The organism is Thauera sp. DNT-1 (assembly GCF_055393985.1).
The window spans coordinates 2,695,777-2,711,751 of the sequence record NZ_AP043752.1 but is presented as its reverse complement, the minus strand read 5'-3'; the positions used below and the strand labels follow the sequence as shown (position 1 = coordinate 2,711,751).

General features: G+C 68.5%; 14 protein-coding genes. 6 read left to right on the top strand and 8 right to left on the bottom strand.

Annotated features, from left to right (window positions below; translation table 11 throughout):
- Window positions 1-104 precede the first annotated feature (104 nt).
- Window positions 105-1,148, top strand: coding sequence for a porin (locus ACZ5PP_RS12485; protein WP_012584277.1), 1,044 nt, complete (start codon window positions 105-107; stop codon window positions 1,146-1,148).
- Between the two features lie 187 nt (window positions 1,149-1,335).
- Window positions 1,336-1,752: an acyl-CoA thioesterase gene (locus tag ACZ5PP_RS12480; RefSeq protein WP_004316083.1), complete on the top strand. Its 417-nt coding sequence runs from the start codon at window positions 1,336-1,338 to the stop codon at window positions 1,750-1,752.
- Window positions 1,753-1,890: 138 nt separating this feature from the next.
- On the opposite strand, the gene ACZ5PP_RS12475 is transcribed toward ACZ5PP_RS12480, so the two are convergent.
- The 7 genes from ACZ5PP_RS12475 to ACZ5PP_RS12445 all read right to left on the bottom strand — a co-directional run bounded on the left by ACZ5PP_RS12475 (window position 1,891) and on the right by ACZ5PP_RS12445 (window position 9,518).
- Entirely contained in the window at window positions 1,891-3,393 is a 1,503-nt protein-coding gene (locus ACZ5PP_RS12475) for a tripartite tricarboxylate transporter permease (RefSeq protein WP_012584276.1), read from the bottom strand.
- Window positions 3,394-3,396: 3 nt separating this feature from the next.
- On the bottom strand, window positions 3,397-3,840 hold the full coding sequence (locus tag ACZ5PP_RS12470) for a tripartite tricarboxylate transporter TctB family protein (RefSeq protein ID WP_004316079.1): 444 nt from the start codon (window positions 3,838-3,840) through the stop codon (window positions 3,397-3,399).
- Between the two features lie 76 nt (window positions 3,841-3,916).
- Window positions 3,917-4,897, bottom strand: coding sequence for a Bug family tripartite tricarboxylate transporter substrate binding protein (locus ACZ5PP_RS12465; RefSeq protein ID WP_245537177.1), 981 nt, complete (start codon window positions 4,895-4,897; stop codon window positions 3,917-3,919).
- Window positions 4,898-5,035: 138 nt separating this feature from the next.
- Window positions 5,036-5,986, bottom strand: coding sequence for an AEC family transporter (locus ACZ5PP_RS12460; RefSeq protein WP_004316075.1), 951 nt, complete (start codon window positions 5,984-5,986; stop codon window positions 5,036-5,038).
- Window positions 5,986-6,921, bottom strand: a complete 936-nt coding sequence (locus tag ACZ5PP_RS12455; protein WP_004316073.1) for an AEC family transporter — start codon at window positions 6,919-6,921, stop codon at window positions 5,986-5,988. The genes ACZ5PP_RS12460 and ACZ5PP_RS12455 overlap by 1 nt, the downstream gene beginning before the upstream one ends.
- 184 nt (window positions 6,922-7,105) lie before the next feature.
- On the bottom strand, window positions 7,106-8,251 hold the full coding sequence (locus ACZ5PP_RS12450; protein WP_273421382.1) for a glycerate kinase: 1,146 nt from the start codon (window positions 8,249-8,251) through the stop codon (window positions 7,106-7,108).
- A 112-nt stretch (window positions 8,252-8,363) separates the two neighbouring features.
- Window positions 8,364-9,518, bottom strand: coding sequence for a sugar diacid recognition domain-containing protein (locus ACZ5PP_RS12445; protein ID WP_273421384.1), 1,155 nt, complete (start codon window positions 9,516-9,518; stop codon window positions 8,364-8,366).
- 137 nt (window positions 9,519-9,655) lie between these two features.
- Between ACZ5PP_RS12445 and ACZ5PP_RS12440 the strand changes: the two genes are divergently transcribed.
- The 3 genes from ACZ5PP_RS12440 to ACZ5PP_RS12430 all read left to right on the top strand — a co-directional run bounded on the left by ACZ5PP_RS12440 (window position 9,656) and on the right by ACZ5PP_RS12430 (window position 13,237).
- The gene (locus ACZ5PP_RS12440) at window positions 9,656-11,038 is read left to right on the top strand and encodes a class II fumarate hydratase (RefSeq protein ID WP_273421388.1); all 1,383 of its coding nucleotides are present in this window, start codon (window positions 9,656-9,658) and stop codon (window positions 11,036-11,038) included.
- Window positions 11,039-11,274: 236 nt separating this feature from the next.
- The gene (locus ACZ5PP_RS12435) at window positions 11,275-11,493 is read left to right on the top strand and encodes a glycine zipper 2TM domain-containing protein (RefSeq protein ID WP_273421391.1); all 219 of its coding nucleotides are present in this window, start codon (window positions 11,275-11,277) and stop codon (window positions 11,491-11,493) included.
- A gap of 136 nt (window positions 11,494-11,629) precedes the next feature.
- The gene (locus ACZ5PP_RS12430) at window positions 11,630-13,237 is read left to right on the top strand and encodes a peptide chain release factor 3 (RefSeq protein ID WP_004311843.1); all 1,608 of its coding nucleotides are present in this window, start codon (window positions 11,630-11,632) and stop codon (window positions 13,235-13,237) included.
- Between the two features lie 60 nt (window positions 13,238-13,297).
- Here the strand turns inward: ACZ5PP_RS12430 and ACZ5PP_RS12425 are convergent, their stop codons facing one another.
- Complete coding sequence (locus ACZ5PP_RS12425; RefSeq protein WP_012584269.1) at window positions 13,298-14,188, bottom strand: LysR substrate-binding domain-containing protein; 891 nt, start codon at window positions 14,186-14,188, stop codon at window positions 13,298-13,300.
- A 196-nt stretch (window positions 14,189-14,384) separates the two neighbouring features.
- On the opposite strand from ACZ5PP_RS12425, the gene ACZ5PP_RS12420 reads away from it, so the two are divergent.
- Entirely contained in the window at window positions 14,385-15,854 is a 1,470-nt protein-coding gene (locus tag ACZ5PP_RS12420) for an MFS transporter (RefSeq protein ID WP_004311846.1), read from the top strand.
- Window positions 15,855-15,975: the final 121 nt, after the last annotated feature.

The following is a 15,975-nucleotide window of genomic DNA, read 5'->3' as shown; positions in this document are numbered from 1 at the left end:
TCCCCGGATCGCGCTGAAAGCCGATCGAAAGGCGTCGGCGCTGCAATGCGCGCCACGCGCCCGATCCATCCGGCGCGCACATCCGAACGATCGAGGAGACTCCCATGCAACGCCTTTCCGCGCCGGCCCTGGTGGCCGCCGCCCTCGCCCTGCCATCGCTCGCGCTGGCCCAATCGAACGTCACCCTCTACGGCCTGATCGACCTCAACCTCGGCTACGAGAAATCCGGCTCGCAGCGCTACGAGGGCATCGGCCACGGCGAGCTCAACGGCTCGCGGCTCGGCTTCCGCGGCACGGAGGATCTCGGCAACGGCAACAAGGCCCTGTTCGTGCTCGAGAGCGGCTTCGACCCCTCGACCGGCGTGGCCGAGCAAGGCGGGCGGCTGTTCGGCCGCCAATCCTTCGTCGGCCTGGAAAACGGCCTCGGCCGCGTGACCCTGGGCCGCCAGTATTCCCCGGCCTTCGACGCGCTCGATCCCTTCGACGCCACGGGCAACGCCGACCGCAGCGCCGGCCTGCTGATCCGCAAGGCGGGCGCGGTCAAGCCCGCCTACGAGACGCGCTTCGACAACATGATCAAGGTCCGCTCGGCGAAACTCGCCGGCTTCGAGCTCGAGGGCGGCTACTGGTTCGGCAAGGAGAGCGGAACCGACTCGACCGCGCGCCAGGAGGGCGACGGCCATGGCATCGCGATGCTCTACGCCAACGGCGCGCTCGCCGGCTCCCTGGTCACGCAGACCGTGCAGCGCGACGCCAGCGGCGGCAAGGTGCGCACCGACGGCTTCGCCCTGTCCTACGACTTCGGCATCGTGAAGCCCTATTTCGCCTGGTCGCAGGACAAGGAGCGCGGCAGCGTGGGCAACGGCAAGGCGCGCAGCTGGGACCTCAGCGCGGAGATCCGCCTCGATCCGGCGAACACGGTGGCGATCAGCTACGCCGACCGCGACGAATCCGACGGCGCCGCGAGCGAGGACGCCAGCGGCTGGTCGGCCTACTACCTGCACGCGCTGTCCAAGCGCACCACGCTGTACGCCGGCTACTCGCAGCTCGACAACGAGGTCGGCGCCAACTACGCGATCGGCAACCTGACGCCGGCCGCCGGCGACAAGCACCAGGTGATGATGGCGGGCATGCGCCACCGCTTCTGATCCATCCGCCAGGGCGACGCTTTCACGCAGGGCAGGTGCACGCGGAAATCTTCCGCTGCACCTGCCTTTTGCGTCGACGCGCGGCCTTCTGCGCTACGGTGCACGGCGACCTCGACCGCAGCCGCCTTGCGCTGCGGCTGTCTCCGTTTCCTGTCTCCATTCCCTTTCCCTATCAGCGAGCCCTGCCATGAACCCGCATGAGACCCCCTCCCAACCCCGCGGCGAACCCGCCATCCGCACCATCGCCATGCCGGCCGACGCCAACCCCGCCGGCGACATCTTCGGCGGCTGGCTGATGGCCCAGATGGACCTCGCCGCCGGCAACGTCGCCGCCCGCCGCGCCCGCAGCCGCTGCGCGACGGTCTCGGTGGACCGCATCACCTTCCTGCGCCCGGTGTATATCGGCGACGAGGTCAGCCTGTACGCCGACATCGTGCGCGTCGGACGCAGCTCGATGACCATCCAGGTCGAGGCCTGGCGCCGCTCGCGCGACGGCGAGGAACAGGTCAAGGTCACCGACGCGAGCTTCGTCTTCGTCGCCCTCGACCAGGGCGGCCGGCCGCGGGTGATCGACCCCGTGTCCGGCCCGCAGGCGGAGCACTGAGCGCGCACCCTCCGGCACAAAAAAAGAGCGCCCTTGGGGCGCTCTTCGAAAGGCGGCGGGCCGGGAGGGGCCCGCCGCGCTCGCGGATTCCGGTCATCGGAGGATGAATCCCGGAATCCCGGAAGGTGATCTTCGCGCTCAGGCGGTCACCGCCTTGCGCTGCTCCATCATGCGCATCAGGCGCGGGCCGAGCAGCATCGCCGCCGCCGCCACCCACAGGCCGATCGAGATCGGGCTGGCGAACAGCACGCCGACGTCGCCATCGCTGATCGACAGGGCGCGGCGCAGGTTCTGCTCCATCATGTCGCCGAGCACGAAGCCGAGGATGAAGGGCGCGATCGGGAAATTCATCACCCGCAGCAGGTAGCCGACGCCACCGATCAGGGTGCCGAGGATGAGGTCGAAGGTCGTGCCATGCACCGCATACACGCCCACCAGCGAGATCGCCGCCACGCCCGGCACCAGCAGCCAGTTGGGGATCGAGAGGAACTTCACGAACACGCGGATCAGCGGGATGTTGAGCACCAGCAGCATCACGTTGGCGATGAAGAGCGAGGCGATGAGGCCCCACACGATCACCGGCTGGTCCTGGAACAGGGTGGGCCCCGGCGTGATGTTGTACAGCGTGAGCGCGCCGATCATCACCGCGGTGGTGCCCGAGCCCGGCACGCCCAGGGTCAGCATCGGCACCAGCGAGCCGTTGGCCGAGGCGTTGTTGGCCGCCTCCGGCGCGGCCACGCCGCGGATGTCACCGTTGCCGAACTGGTGGTCCTTGCCCGCCATGCGGCGCTCCATCGCGTAGCACATCGCCGAGGCGATGGTGGCGCCGGCACCCGGCAGCACGCCGATGAAGAAGCCGGAGAAGGCCGAGCGCAGCATCGTCCACTTCGCCAGCATCAGCTCCTTCATGTTGAACAGGATGCGGCCGGTGATGGTGATCGGCTCGCTCGCGGTGTGCTCGTTCTGCAGCATCAGCATCAGCTCGCTGACCGCGAACAGGCCGATCACGATGACGATGAAGGGGATGCCGTCCTGCAGGTGCAGCATGTCGAAGGTGTAGCGATAGACGCCGCTGTTGGCGTCGATGCCCACGGTCGACAGCAGCAGGCCGATCAGGCAGGCGGTCATCGCCTTGGGCAGCGAGTCGCCGACCAGGCCGCCGAGGCAGGACAGCGCCAGCACCATCAGCGCGAAGTACTCCGCCGGGCCGAAGGCAATCGCCCACTCGGCGAGCAGCGGCGCGAAGGCTACGATGCCGATGGTGGCGAGCAGCGCGCCGGTGAAGGAAGCGAGCGCCGACATCGACAGCGCGGGGCCGGCGAGGCCCTTCTTCGCCATCGGGTAGCCGTCGAGCGTGGTCATCACCGCGCCGGCGTCGCCGGGCACGTTGATCAGGATGGCGGAGATCCGGCCGCCATACTCGCAACCCGCATACACCGCGCACAGCAGGATCAGCGCGGACTCGGGCGGCAGCTTCATCGCGAACGCGATCGGCAGCAGGATGGCGACGCCGTTGATCGGGCCAAGGCCGGGCAGCAGGCCGACCACGGTGCCGATGAAGCAGCCGATCAGCGCGATCATCAGGTTTTCCGGCGTACCGGCGACGGCGAAGCCGTCCATCAGAAGCGACAAGGTTTCCATGGTTTACCCCAGGATGCCGTTCAGCCACAGCCCGGTGGGCAATGCGACGTCGAGCAGACGGTCGAAGAAGAAGAACATGCCCACGCCCAGACCGATGCCGCCGACGACGCCCTGCTTCCAGCTGCCGCCGAAGAAGCGCGCCACCGGGACGGTCATCAGCGCGGTCGCGATCGTGAAGCCGAGCTTGTCGAAGAGCAGGGCATAGGCGAGCACGATCAGGAACAGCAGGCCGATGCGCTTGAGCACCGGGGGCGGTGCCCACACCGTCTCGCTCGTCTTCTCCAGCATCAGCGCGATCGCGCACAGACCGAGCAGGAACAGCACCAGCAGCGGGAAGGCGCGCGGCCCCACCGGCTCGTAGGACATCGGCGCCTGCAGGTCCCAGCCGATCCAGATGCCGGCCAGGCTCACCAGCAGCAGCACGCCGCCGAAGATTCTTTCACTCATGGTCGAACTCCCGTGTGCCGCCTGCTGCGGTGCCCCCTCGGGCGCCGCAGCAGGCGGCAGGGTTTGCGGAGGAGGATTACTGCGCGGTGAGGCCGAGCTCGACGGCGAGCTTCCTGAAGCGCTGCACTTCCTGCTTCACGTACTCGGTCGCCGCCGCGCCGGTGCGGGCGAAGGGGAACAGGCCGCGCTCGGCGCGCAGCTTGTCGAACTCCGGCGAGGCCAGCATCTTGTCGAAGGTCGCCACCCACCAGGCGTAGTCCGCATCGGCGACCTTGGGACCGACGTAGTAGCCGCGGGCGATGGTCCAGTCGACCTTGTAGCCCTGCTCGATCGCGGTCGGGATCGCCGCCAACTCGCCCGGCAGGCGCTGGGGAGCGAGCACCGCGAGCACGCGCACGCGGCCGCCCTTCAGGTGCGCCGCCACCTCGGAGGCGTCGCCCGAGTAAACCTGCACATGGCCGCCCATCAGGGCGGTCATCGCCTCGCCACCGCCCTCGAAGGCGACGTAGCGCATCGACTTGGGATCCACGCCCGCCTCGCGCGCGACCAAGGCCGACTTCATCCAGTCCTGGCTGCCGACCGAACCGCCCGCGCCGTACACCACCTTGCCCGGGTTGGCGCGGGTGGCCTCGATCAGGTCCTTGAGGCTCTGGAAGGGCGAGTCCGCGCGCACGATGATCGCGCCGTAGTCGGCACCCACCGCGGCGACCCACTTCACGTCATCCTCGGTGTACTTGCCGAACTTGCCGATCGCCAGGTTCAGGAAGGAGCCGCCGGAGAAGGCCACCACCGTGCCGGCCTCGGCCGGGCGGTTGGCGATCACGGTGTTGTAGGCCACCGCGCCGATGCCGCCGGGCATGTAGGTGACGCGCATCGGCGCCTCGAGGTAGCCGTTCTGCAGCGCGCTCTGCACGAGCTTGCAGGTGAGGTCGAAGCCGCCGCCGGGCTTGGCGGGCGCGATGCATTCGGGCTTCTCGGGGGCGGCATGGACGACACCGGCGGCGAGCGTGGCAAGCACCGCGGTGGCGGCGGCGAACAGGGTCTTCTTGAGCAGCATGGCGATCTCCTCCATATCGGAATATGTTCGCTGCGCGGCGGACACGTGCCACCTCGCAGGGTGAGGCGGACGATACGGAGGAGGGCTTTCGAATGCCTTTCAGTGAAGCCGCTCGGCAGAAGTGCCGGGCAAGCAGGATCACATCAGCCCGACACCACGCAGGAGCGAGACGCCGACGCTGGTGGTGAAGAGCGAGCCGAGCGTGGTCAGCGCGATGATGTTGGCGGCCAGCGTGGCGTTGCCGCCCATCGCCCGCACCATCGAATAGCTCGCCGCCGCCGAAGGCGAGGACGCCATCAGCATCAGCACGCCGAGTTCCATGGCGCGGAATCCCGCCGCCCATGCGCCGAGCGTGAACACGAGCGGCATCGCCACCAGCTTGCCGAAGGTGGCCAGCGCGGTGTTGCCGGCTTCGCTGCGCAGGCTGCGGAAATCCAGCGTCGCGCCGGTGCACAGCAGCGCGAGCGGCAGCGTCATGTCGGCGATGTAGGCGGCCGACTTCATCGCCACCGCGGGCAGCGGGAGGGCGAAGGCCGACACCGGCAGCGCGAGCAGGATGCCGAGGATCAGCGGGTTGGTGGCGATGCCGCGCAGGACCTTGCCCGGGCCCTGGCTGCGGTGCAGCGAACGGCTGAGCGTGATCACGCCGAGGATGTTCACCAGGATGGTGAGCACGCCGACGTAGAGCGAGGCCATCGCCAGCCCCGCCTCGCCGTAGGCGTTGCCGCAGTAGGCCAGGCCGACCACGCCGAAATTGGAGCGGAAGGCGCCCTGCACCACCACGCCGCGGTCGCGCTCGGGCTGCACGACGAAGCTCGCCACCCACTCCATCAGCAGCCAGATCGCCACCGTCGCCGCCAGGCCATACACCAGCATGCCGGCGCTCGCCGAGTCCTCCAGGCGCGTGCGCGCGATGTTGACGAAGAGCATGGTCGGCAGGCCGACCACGAACACCAGCCGCGAGCCCGCCGCGATGAAGCCCTCGGTGATCAGCCCGACCCGACGCAGCAGCACGCCGAGGCCGAGCAGCGTGAAGATCGGCCCGGTGACCCCGAGGGAGAAGTCGAGCAGTTCGAGGAATCCGGACATCAGGGCCGCAACACGAAGAGCAGCACAGACAGCGTGCCCACCGACACCAGGGTCGACAGGAACACCGCCGAGGCCACGGTGGACTGGCAGGCGCCGTAGCGCTGCGCGAACAGATAGGGCGTGATGCCCGCCGGCAGCGCCGCCAGCAGCACGCCGGTGGCCACCCACAGCGGCGGCACGGCGAACACCTGGGTGGCGAGCAGCCACACGATCGCCGGATGCACCACCGCCTTCAGCGCCACCAGCAGCGCCGGCTCGCGCAGGTTGCCGCCCAGGCTGTAGCGCGTCAGCGAGGCGCCGAGCGCGAACAGCGCGCACGGCGTCGCCGCGCTGCCCAGGCCCTTCGCGACGGCGTCGAGCGGACCGGGGATGTCGATGCCGAGCAGCGCGAACGCCAGCCCGCAGGACAGGCCCCAGATGATCGGCGTGCCGAGCACGCTCTTCGTGAGCTTGAGCAACATCGGCCCCAGCCCCTCGCGCGCGCCCTGCGCGGCCTCGATCAGCGCGGTGGTGGGCGGCAGCATCAGCAGGCTGTGGCAGGCGATCATCACGAACAGCGGCAGCGCCGCCGGCGGGCCGTAGGCGGTCATCACCAGCGGAATGCCGAGCATCCCGGTGTTGGAGAAGCCCGCCCCCAGCCCGAGCACCGCCTGCTCGCCGAGCCGGCGCCCGAACAGCACCCGCCCGCCCAGCATCGCCAGCGCATACACCCCGAAGGCGCCGATGTAGTAGGACAGCAGATAGCCCCAGGGCATCGCGTCGGGCAGCTCGGCCTGCGCGATCGCGCGGAACAGCATCAAGGGCAGCGCGAAGTTGAACACGAACACGGACAGCCCGCGGTTGGCCGCCTCGTCGAACACGCCGGAGCGCGCCGCGACGTAGCCGAGGCCAAGCGTGCCGAAGACCGGCAGGATGATGCCGAAGATGATGTCCATACAGGCCTTCGTGCGGGGCGCGCGACGGACGCGCTGGAAGGATCGGGCGGCTCTCGGGAGCCAGATGCGAACCCGCATGATGCCCGCACACCGTGGCACCGTGCAGTCGTAGCAACACGGATGAGGGCGTTCGCCCGCCTGCACCGCCCCGGCCTGCGTCCGGCCTCGAGTGGAGACTACCGGATCAGCGTCGCGCCAGCCCGATGCGCAGCACCGCCGCCACGTTGCGCGCGGTCAGTTCGACGTTGGCCGCGGCATCGTGCAAGGCCTCGTCCAGCGTGCAGGGCTTGCCCAGCACGCTGAACACCGCGTCGATGCCGTGCGCGTGCACCACGCCGACGTCCGCGCCGAGCGAGCCGGCGATGCCGATCACCGGAATGCCGTGGCGCTTGGCGACGCGGGCAACGCCGATCGGGGTCTTGCCATGCACGGTCTGGAAGTCGATGCGGCCCTCGCCGGTGATCACCAGGTCGGCGTCGCGCACGTGGGCGTCCAGCCCCACGGCGGCGGTGACGATCTCGATGCCCGGTTTCAGCGCGGCGCCGAAGAAGGCCAGCATCGCCGCGCCCATGCCGCCGGCCGCACCGGCGCCCGCTACCGCCTCGACCGCGACGCCGAGGTCGCGCTCGACGATGCGGGCGAAGCGGGCGAGATTGGCATCGAGCGCCTGCACCATCTCGACGCTGGCACCCTTCTGCGGGCCGAACACCGCCGAGGCGCCGCGTGGCCCGGTGAGCGGGTTGTCCACATCGCAGGCGACCTCGATGCGGCATTGCGCCAGGCGTGGATCGAGCGCGGAGACGTCGATGCGCTCGAGGGCGGCGAGCGCACCGCCGCCGGGGCCGAGCTCGCCGCCCTGCGCGTCGAGCAGGCGGGCGCCGAGCGCCTGCACCATGCCGGCGCCGCCGTCGTTGGTGGCGCTGCCACCGATGCCGAGAATGAAGCGGCGCGCACCGGCGTCGAGCGCGGCACGGATCAGCTCGCCGGTGCCGCGCGAGCTGGTGACGAGCGGGTTGCGCCGGTCCGGCGGCACCAGCGCCAGGCCGCTGGCGGCCGCCATCTCGATCACCGCGGTCGCGCCGTCGCCGGTGAGGCCGTAGAAGGCCTCGACGGGCTGGCCGAGCGGGCCGCTCACCGTGACGATCTCCTTGCGGCCACCGGTGGCGGCGACCATGGCGTCGACCGTGCCCTCGCCGCCGTCGGCCACCGGCACCAGCACGTACTCCGCGACGGGGAAGACCTGGCGGAAGCCGGCCGCGATCGCCTGCGCGACCTCCAGCGCGGACAGGCTCTCCTTGTAGGAATCGGGGGCGATGACGATCTTCTTCATGGGCAGGGTCTCCGGTCGCTGCGGGTCGAATGCCCGCTGCAGAGGAGCTTAGTCCCTGGGAGCCGACAATCAATCGTCGGATATCACAAAAAAATAAACTTTAATTGACAGTTTATTGTGGAATTTCCCTATTTTCCGCGACATCCAGTTCGAGGCCGATGAACAGCAGCAGGCAGTCGTTCAGACGGGCGAGATCCAGCCCGGTAATCTCGCCGATGCGGCGCAGGCGGTACTCGAGGGTGTTGCGGTGCACGTGGAGCGCACCGGCACTCGGCACCGCCTTCATGTCGTGCGCGAACCACGCCGCCAGCGTGCGGCGCAACTGGCCGTCGCGGTCTTGCTGCGCGAGGCGCCACAACGGGCGACGCAGCTCGTCGGCCCGCCAGCCCTCGCCCAGGCCTGCGAGCAGCACCGGCAGGGTGAGTTCGTCGTAGCAGTGGATCGCCGCCTGCGGGCGATGGCGTCGCCCGGCCTGCAGCGTGGCGCGCGCGGACTGCCAGGAACGAGCCAGGCCATCGTCGCCACCGAAACGGCCACCGAGGGCAAGACATGGCTGCCCGCTGCCCTCGCCGCCCAGGCGTCCGTGCAGGGCCTGGAGGCGGCTCCGCAGATCGGGTTCCGCCGCCGGCAAGGGCATCAGCACGGCAAGCTCGCGCAACGTCACCGGCGCGCAGGCAAGGCCGGGCTCCTGCTCGGCGAGCAGCCGGCGCAGGCGCTGCTGCGCGGCGAGGACGGCATCGGCCGCCAGCGATGCGTCGGCGATCTCGATCAGCAAGGCGACGCAGGGTCGGGCGAGATCGACGCCGAGCCGGCTTGCCCAGTCGTCCAGCCCGGCGCCCGGCGGGGAGACGCCGATCAACTGCAGCACCAGCTCCTCGCGCAGGCGCTGGTCGCGCGCGAGCATCTGCATCCACTGCGCCTGCTCGAGCATGGTCTCGGCCGCGAGACGGACCAGCTCGGCCTGCTGGCGGACCGCGTCGGGTTCGCCGCTCAGGCCCACCACGCCCACCACCCGGCCTTCCGCGCGCAGGGGCAGGTTGATGCCCGGCCGGGTGTCGTGCAGGCGCTGCGCGACCGCCGCGTCCACCTCCACCGCCCGCCCCTGCGCCAGCACCAGCAGCGCACCCTCGTGGCGGCTGCCGATGCGCGCGCGATCGCCGCTGGCGATGATCAGGCCGCGCTCGTCCATCACATTGACGTTGGTGCGCAGGATCTGCATCGCGCGATCGACGATGGACTGGGCGAGCGAGGCATCGAGCAGGAACATGGCGGCGCACCGGTGGCGGATTGGACATACACCGGCCACATGCTGCCGCGCGGCGTGCTGCGGAACAAGCGCGGCACCGACGGCGTCCGACGGCGTAGGGACGGAGTTTTCCGTCTGCCCGCCCGTGGAGGCCGAACATGACCCGCAGCGAAACCGACAGCCTCGGCCCGATCGATGTCCCTGCCGAAGCCTATTGGGGTGCTCAGACCCAGCGCTCGCTGCACCACTTCGCCATCGGCGAGGAGCGCATGCCGATCGCCATCGTGCATGCGCTCGCGCTGATCAAGAAGGCGGCGGCGCGCGTGCATGCCCGCAGCGGCGAACTGCCCGCAGAAATCGCCCGCCTGATCGAACAGGCGGCGGACGAGATCCTCGCCGGCCGCCACGACGCGCAGTTTCCGCTCGTGGTGTGGCAGACGGGCAGCGGCACGCAGACCAACATGAACGTCAACGAGGTCGTCGCCGGGCGCGCCAACGAGCTCGCCGGGCAGGGCCGCGGCGGCAAGGCGCCGGTGCATCCGAACGACCATGTCAATCGCGCGCAGAGCTCGAACGACTGCTTCCCGACCGCGATGCACCTCGCCGCCGCGCGCGCGGTGCACGACGAGCTGCTGCCCGCGATCACCGAGCTGTCGAACGGGCTGGCCATCCAGGCCGAACGCCATGCCGGGGTGCTCAAGACAGGACGCACGCACCTCATGGACGCCACGCCGATCACCTTCGGCCAGGAACTGTCGGCCTTCGTCGCCCAGTTGAACACCGCCGCGCATGCCATCCGCGCCGCGCTGCCCGCGGTGTGCGAGCTCGCCCAGGGCGGCACCGCCGTCGGCACCGGGCTCAATGCCCCGCCGGGCTTCGCCGCGGCGATCGCCGACGAACTGGCGGCGCTGACCGGCCTGCCCCTGGTCAGTGCGCCCGACAAGTTCGCCGCGCTCGCCGGCCACGAACCGCTGGTGGCCTTGTCGGGCGCGCTGAAGACGCTCGCGGTGGCGCTGATGAAGCTCGCCAACGACCTGCGCCTGCTCGGCTCGGGCCCGCGCGCCGGCCTCGCCGAGCTGAAGCTGCCGGCCAACGAGCCGGGCAGCTCGATCATGCCCGGCAAGGTCAACCCGACGCAGTGCGAGGCCTTGTCGATGATCGCCTGCCAGGTGCTCGGCAACGATGCCACGATCGCCTTCGCCGCCAGCCAGGGTCATCTGCAGCTCAACGTGTTCAAGCCGGTCATCGCCTACAACCTGCTGCAGTCGATCCGCCTGCTCGCCGACGGTTGCCGCAACTTCCTGCGCCATTGCGTGGCCGGCCTGGAGGCGGACCGCGCGCGCATGTCCGAGCACCTCGAGCGCAGCCTGATGCTGGTCACCGCGCTCAACCCGCACATCGGCTACGACAAGGCCGCGCAGATCGCCAAGAAGGCCTGGGCGGAAGGCACCACGCTGCGTACCGCGGCGCTTGCGCTCGGCTTCACCAGCGCGGAGGAGTTCGATGCCTGGGTGCGCCCGCAGGACATGCTAGGCAGATGAGACCTGCATCCGGATGTGATCGACGCGACCGCCCCGCAGGCGTGCGGTCGGCGCGCCGGCGCGCCGGAAAGGCCGGAAATCGGCGCTTGCCGCGCTGCCGCATGAACCGGGAAGTCCGAAACAAGTCGAAACCTCGCGACCGGATCCCTGCGTCGGATGCGCACTCATACTGCACACCCCCGACGGCGCGGCAATGTCTCTGTGCTCCGCGCACCGACCATCACAAGGAGGCCATCATGAAGATCCGTACCCTCGTCCCCGCCCTGCTCCTCGCCGCCGCCGCCACCGGCTGTGCGACCTGGGACAACCTGTCCTCGCGCGAGAAGAGCGCGGCCACCGGCGCCGCGGTCGGCGGTGTGGCCGGTGCCGTGATCACCGACGGCGGCATCCTCGGCACCGTGGGCGGTGCCGCGATCGGTGGCGTGATCGGCGACCAGGTCGGCAAGAAGAAGTAAGCCCCCGTCGCCGCGCGATGCCGCCGCGGGTGCGTCCCGCGGCGCGGCATCCCCCTGATTGCTTGGTAGAATCCCGCTCGTCCCGCCGCGCCCGACCCCGGGCGGGCGGTTTTTGCTTTCCTGCCGACGAGCCCCGATGACCACCACCCCCTTCCCGCCCGAACTGCTGCGCGACGTCGAGAAGCGCCGCACCTTCGCCATCATCTCCCACCCCGACGCGGGCAAGACCACGCTCACCGAAAAGCTGCTGCTGTTCGGCGGCGCGATCCAGCTCGCCGGCACGGTGAAGGCGAGGAAGTCGGCCCGCCACGCCACCTCGGACTGGATGGAAGTCGAGAAGCAGCGCGGCATCTCGGTGACCAGCTCGGTCATGCAGTTCGAGTACCAGGGCCACACCATCAACCTGCTCGACACCCCGGGCCACGAGGACTTCTCGGAAGACACCTACCGCGTGCTGACCGCGGTCGACGCCGCGGTGATGGTGATCGACGCCGCCAAGGGCGTGGAAGCGCAGACGATCAAGCTGCTCGAGGTCTGCCGCCTGCGCAACACGCCGATCATCACCTTCGTCAACAAGCTCGACCGCGAGGTGCGCGAACCCTTCGAGCTGCTCGCCGAGATCGAGGACGTGCTCAAGATCACCTGCGCGCCGGTGACCTGGCCGCTGGGCATGGGCAAGGCCTTCCGCGGCGTGTATCACCTGCTGCAGCACCAGGTGCTGACCTTCACTCCGGGCGAGGAGCGCCGCAGCGACGGCGAGATCATCAAGGGTCTCGACAACCCCGAGCTCGACAAGCGCTTCCCGATGGAGGTCGGCCAGTTGCGCGAGGACGTCGAGCTGATCGACGGCGCCTCCCCGCCCTTCGACCTCGACGACTTCCTCGCCGGCAAGCAGAGCCCGGTGTTCTTCGGCTCGGGCATCAACAACTTCGGCGTGCAGGAGATCCTGCAGTCGCTGATCGACTGGGCGCCGCCGCCGCAGGCGCGCGATGGCGGCAGCCGCATGGTGCAGCCGGCCGAGCCCGCGTTCACCGGCTTCGTGTTCAAGATCCAGGCCAACATGGACCCGAAGCACCGCGACCGCATCGCCTTCTTCCGCATCTGCTCCGGCCGCTACAGCGCCGGCATGAAGGTGCGCCACGTGCGCGCCGGGCGCGAGATGAAGCTGGCCAACGTGCTCACCTTCATGGCCAACGAGCGCGTGATCATGGAGGACGGCGTCGCCGGCGACATCGTCGGCATCCACAACCATGGCCAGCTGCAGATCGGCGACACCCTGACCGAAGGCGAGAACCTCGGCTTCAAGGGCATTCCCTACTTCTCGCCCGAAATGTTCCGCGCCGCCCGCCTGCGCGATCCGCTCAAGTCCAAGCAGCTGCAGAAGGGCCTGCAGGAGCTCGGCGAGGAAGGCGCGATCCAGGTCTTCGAGCTCGAGGGCGGCCAGATGCTGCTCGGCGCGGTCGGCGTGCTGCAGTTCGAGATCGTCGCCCAGCGCCTGAAGGACGAGTACAAGGTCGATGCGATCTTCGAACCGGCCGACATCCACACCGCACGCTGGCTCACCTTCCCCGATGACGTCACCCGGCGCAACTTCGAGCGCGAACAGGCGCTGCGCCTGGGCAAGGACATCGACGGCAACCCGGTGTATCTGGCCACCAGTCGCTACAACCTGGCAGTGACCGCGGAGAAGTGGCCCAAGGTGACCTTCCACGCCACGCGCGAGCATGGGGAAGTGCTGGGCTGAGCGAGGCAACCGAGCATCGCTGCCATTCATCGCGCAGCCCAGGCCGGGCTGCGTCCCCGCTCAGGTGCTCAGATAACGCGAAAACAGGGTCGCCATCGGTTTGGCTGCAGTCGACAGCGGCAAGGCGCGCAGGCGCAGCAGGCCGAAACACATCGGCGGCGGCATGGGCGTCACGTCGATGCGCTGCAGGCCATAGCCGACGAACTTGTCGTCGAACAGACGGCCCGGACCGATGCCGATGCAGTCCGTGCGCTGCATGAGCTCGAGCATGAGCAGGGTCGATGAACAGTGGATCACGTGCCTGGGCGTCGGCAGACCCTGCTGCTCCATCCAGCTCATCAAGGCACGTCCGAGACTGCCGGGGCTCAGGTTCATCACGAACTTGGCGTCGCGGAGTTCCGCCCAGGTCGTGGCTGCGGCCAGTGGGTGGCCTTCCCGTCCTTCCAGCACGGCATTGGCGGGTCCGAGCGGCTCGAAGATGACTTCGTAGGGCAGCTCGGCGGGATCGGCGACCGCGATCGCAAAGTCGAGGCGCCCCTCGATCAGGTCGGGCAGAACCTGGCTCAGCAAGCCTTCGGTCAGGTGCACCTCGGCGTCCGGACACAATTTTTCGTACTCGCGCAACACGCGCGGCAGGGCTACGGCCCCCGCCATGGGCGTGACGGCGAGGACCACGCGTGCGCCTGCACCGCCCCGCAGCAGGCGGATTTCCCTCGCCGCCTTGTCGAGAATCGACAGCGCCAGCCGTGCATGGCTGAGCAGCATGCTGCCCGCCGGGGTGAACTCGATGCCCTTGTAGCTGCGGGTCATGAGTTCCTCACCCACGTCTTCTTCCAGTTCGCGCAGCGACTTGGTCAGGGCGCTCTGGCTCAGGTGCATCGAACGGGCCGCTGCACGAATCGAACTGCATTCCGCGACCTGCACCAGCGCTCGAAGTTGATGCTCTTTCATCGGTTTCGTTCGGAATGCTTTGGATTCCGTCCAAACAATCGACTGAGTCTTATTGCCGGAATCATAAGCCGATAAACCGTCCGGGGTGATTCCAAACGGTCTTCACCACAGTCAATGAAATGCCTTTTGCCGCTCGAGCGAATGACTAACATGGCCGCGTGAATTCCATCCAGAGCCCTTCATTCAGGAGATCGACATGACAGCCGTCGTGGGTACACCAAGCACTGCCTACCAAGGCAATGACAAGCTGCTGTATGGCATCATCTTAGGCGTCATCACATTCTGGCTTTTTGCACAGACGGTCCTCAACATTGCGCCGGACATGCAAAAGGACCTCGGTATCGATGCCAGCATGATGAACAATGCGGTGGCCATCACCGCACTCTTTTCCGGCATCTTCATCGTCGTCATCGGCGGGCTTGCAGACCGTATCGGCCGCGTGAAGACCGTTCAGATCGGCTTCCTGCTCAGCATCGTCGGTTCCCTGCTGATCGCCCTCGCCCCCACCGGCAGCCTGGCGACCACCTTCCTGCTGGTAGGTCGTGCCCTGCAGGGGGTTTCGGCAGCCTGCATCATGCCAGCCAGTCTCGCGCTGGTGAAGACGTACTGGGACGGTCCGGCCCGTCAGCGCGCGGTGAGCCTGTGGTCGATCGGCTCCTGGGGAGGGTCGGGTGTCTGTTCGCTGTTCGGCGGCCTGGTCGCGGAGAACCTCGGCTGGCGTTACATCTTCTTCGCCTCGATCGTCGTCGCCGTGATCGGCATGCTGATGGTCAAGGGCACACCGGAAAGCAAGGCCGAAACCAAAGGCGCCTACAAGTTCGACCTGCCGGGCGTGCTGACCTTCATGATCAGCATGGTGGCCCTGCAGATCGTCGTCACTCAAGGCAACAAGATGGGCTGGACCAGCCCGCTGATCATGGGTCTGATCGCCGTCGTGGTGATCTTCGGCACCCTGTTCTTCCGTATCGAAAACACCAGCGGCCAGCCCTTCGTCGATTTCAAGCTGTTCCAGAACCCGACCTATACCGGCGCCACCCTGTCCAACTTCCTGCTCAACGGTGTGGCCGGCACCCTGCTGGTTTCGCTGCAACTGGTTCAACTGGGCGGCAACATGACGGCGCAGCAAGCCGGTGGCCTGACCCTGGGTTATGCGATCGCAATCATCGCCTTCATCCGTGTCGGTGAAAAGCTGCTGCAACGCTTCGGCGCCCGCAAGCCGATGATCTGGGGTTGCCTGATCGTGGGCGTGTCGATCGTGATGCTGTCCCCGGCCAACCTGCTGCTCGAGGACTACAACACCCTCGCCATCATCGGCTACACCCTGTTCGGGGTCGGTCTGGCCTTCTACGCCACGCCTTCGACCGACGCCGCGCTGTCCGCGCTACCGGCCGCCCAGGCCGGTTCGGGCGCGGGCATCTACAAGATGGCTTCCTCGCTGGGCGCCGCCTTCGGTGTGGCGATCTCCGCTGCGATCTTCACCGCGCTCAGTGCCAACCCCGAGAGCATCGCCTGGCTCGAAGGCGTGATCACCTTCGCCGGACGCCAGGACAACCTGGCCGTGCGCGAGGCAGCGATCATCGCGCTGATGTTCAACGTCTTCATGGTGGTGGTGGCGATCATGTCGATCATGCTCACCGTGCCGAAGTTCGTCGGCAAGAAGAACTGACCCGCTTCCAGGGCAAACCCTCTCCGCGCCGTGCGCAGTGGATTCCAGCATGGCGCGTGCGCACAGTCAGCCCGGGCCGATCGCATCGGTCCGCACGGCCCGGGCGTTTCATCAACAGGTT

Coding starts and splice junctions, on each gene's coding strand:
- ACZ5PP_RS12485 (WP_012584277.1), top strand. CDS start 105: ATGCAACGCCTTTCCGCGCCGGCCCTGGTGGCCGCCGCCCTCGCCCTG.
- ACZ5PP_RS12480 (WP_004316083.1), top strand. CDS start 1,336: ATGAACCCGCATGAGACCCCCTCCCAACCCCGCGGCGAACCCGCCATC.
- ACZ5PP_RS12475 (WP_012584276.1), bottom strand. CDS start 3,393: ATGGAAACCTTGTCGCTTCTGATGGACGGCTTCGCCGTCGCCGGTACG.
- ACZ5PP_RS12470 (WP_004316079.1), bottom strand. CDS start 3,840: ATGAGTGAAAGAATCTTCGGCGGCGTGCTGCTGCTGGTGAGCCTGGCC.
- ACZ5PP_RS12465 (WP_245537177.1), bottom strand. CDS start 4,897: ATGCTGCTCAAGAAGACCCTGTTCGCCGCCGCCACCGCGGTGCTTGCC.
- ACZ5PP_RS12460 (WP_004316075.1), bottom strand. CDS start 5,986: ATGTCCGGATTCCTCGAACTGCTCGACTTCTCCCTCGGGGTCACCGGG.
- ACZ5PP_RS12455 (WP_004316073.1), bottom strand. CDS start 6,921: ATGGACATCATCTTCGGCATCATCCTGCCGGTCTTCGGCACGCTTGGC.
- ACZ5PP_RS12450 (WP_273421382.1), bottom strand. CDS start 8,251: ATGAAGAAGATCGTCATCGCCCCCGATTCCTACAAGGAGAGCCTGTCC.
- ACZ5PP_RS12445 (WP_273421384.1), bottom strand. CDS start 9,518: ATGTTCCTGCTCGATGCCTCGCTCGCCCAGTCCATCGTCGATCGCGCG.
- ACZ5PP_RS12440 (WP_273421388.1), top strand. CDS start 9,656: ATGACCCGCAGCGAAACCGACAGCCTCGGCCCGATCGATGTCCCTGCC.
- ACZ5PP_RS12435 (WP_273421391.1), top strand. CDS start 11,275: ATGAAGATCCGTACCCTCGTCCCCGCCCTGCTCCTCGCCGCCGCCGCC.
- ACZ5PP_RS12430 (WP_004311843.1), top strand. CDS start 11,630: ATGACCACCACCCCCTTCCCGCCCGAACTGCTGCGCGACGTCGAGAAG.
- ACZ5PP_RS12425 (WP_012584269.1), bottom strand. CDS start 14,188: ATGAAAGAGCATCAACTTCGAGCGCTGGTGCAGGTCGCGGAATGCAGT.
- ACZ5PP_RS12420 (WP_004311846.1), top strand. CDS start 14,385: ATGACAGCCGTCGTGGGTACACCAAGCACTGCCTACCAAGGCAATGAC.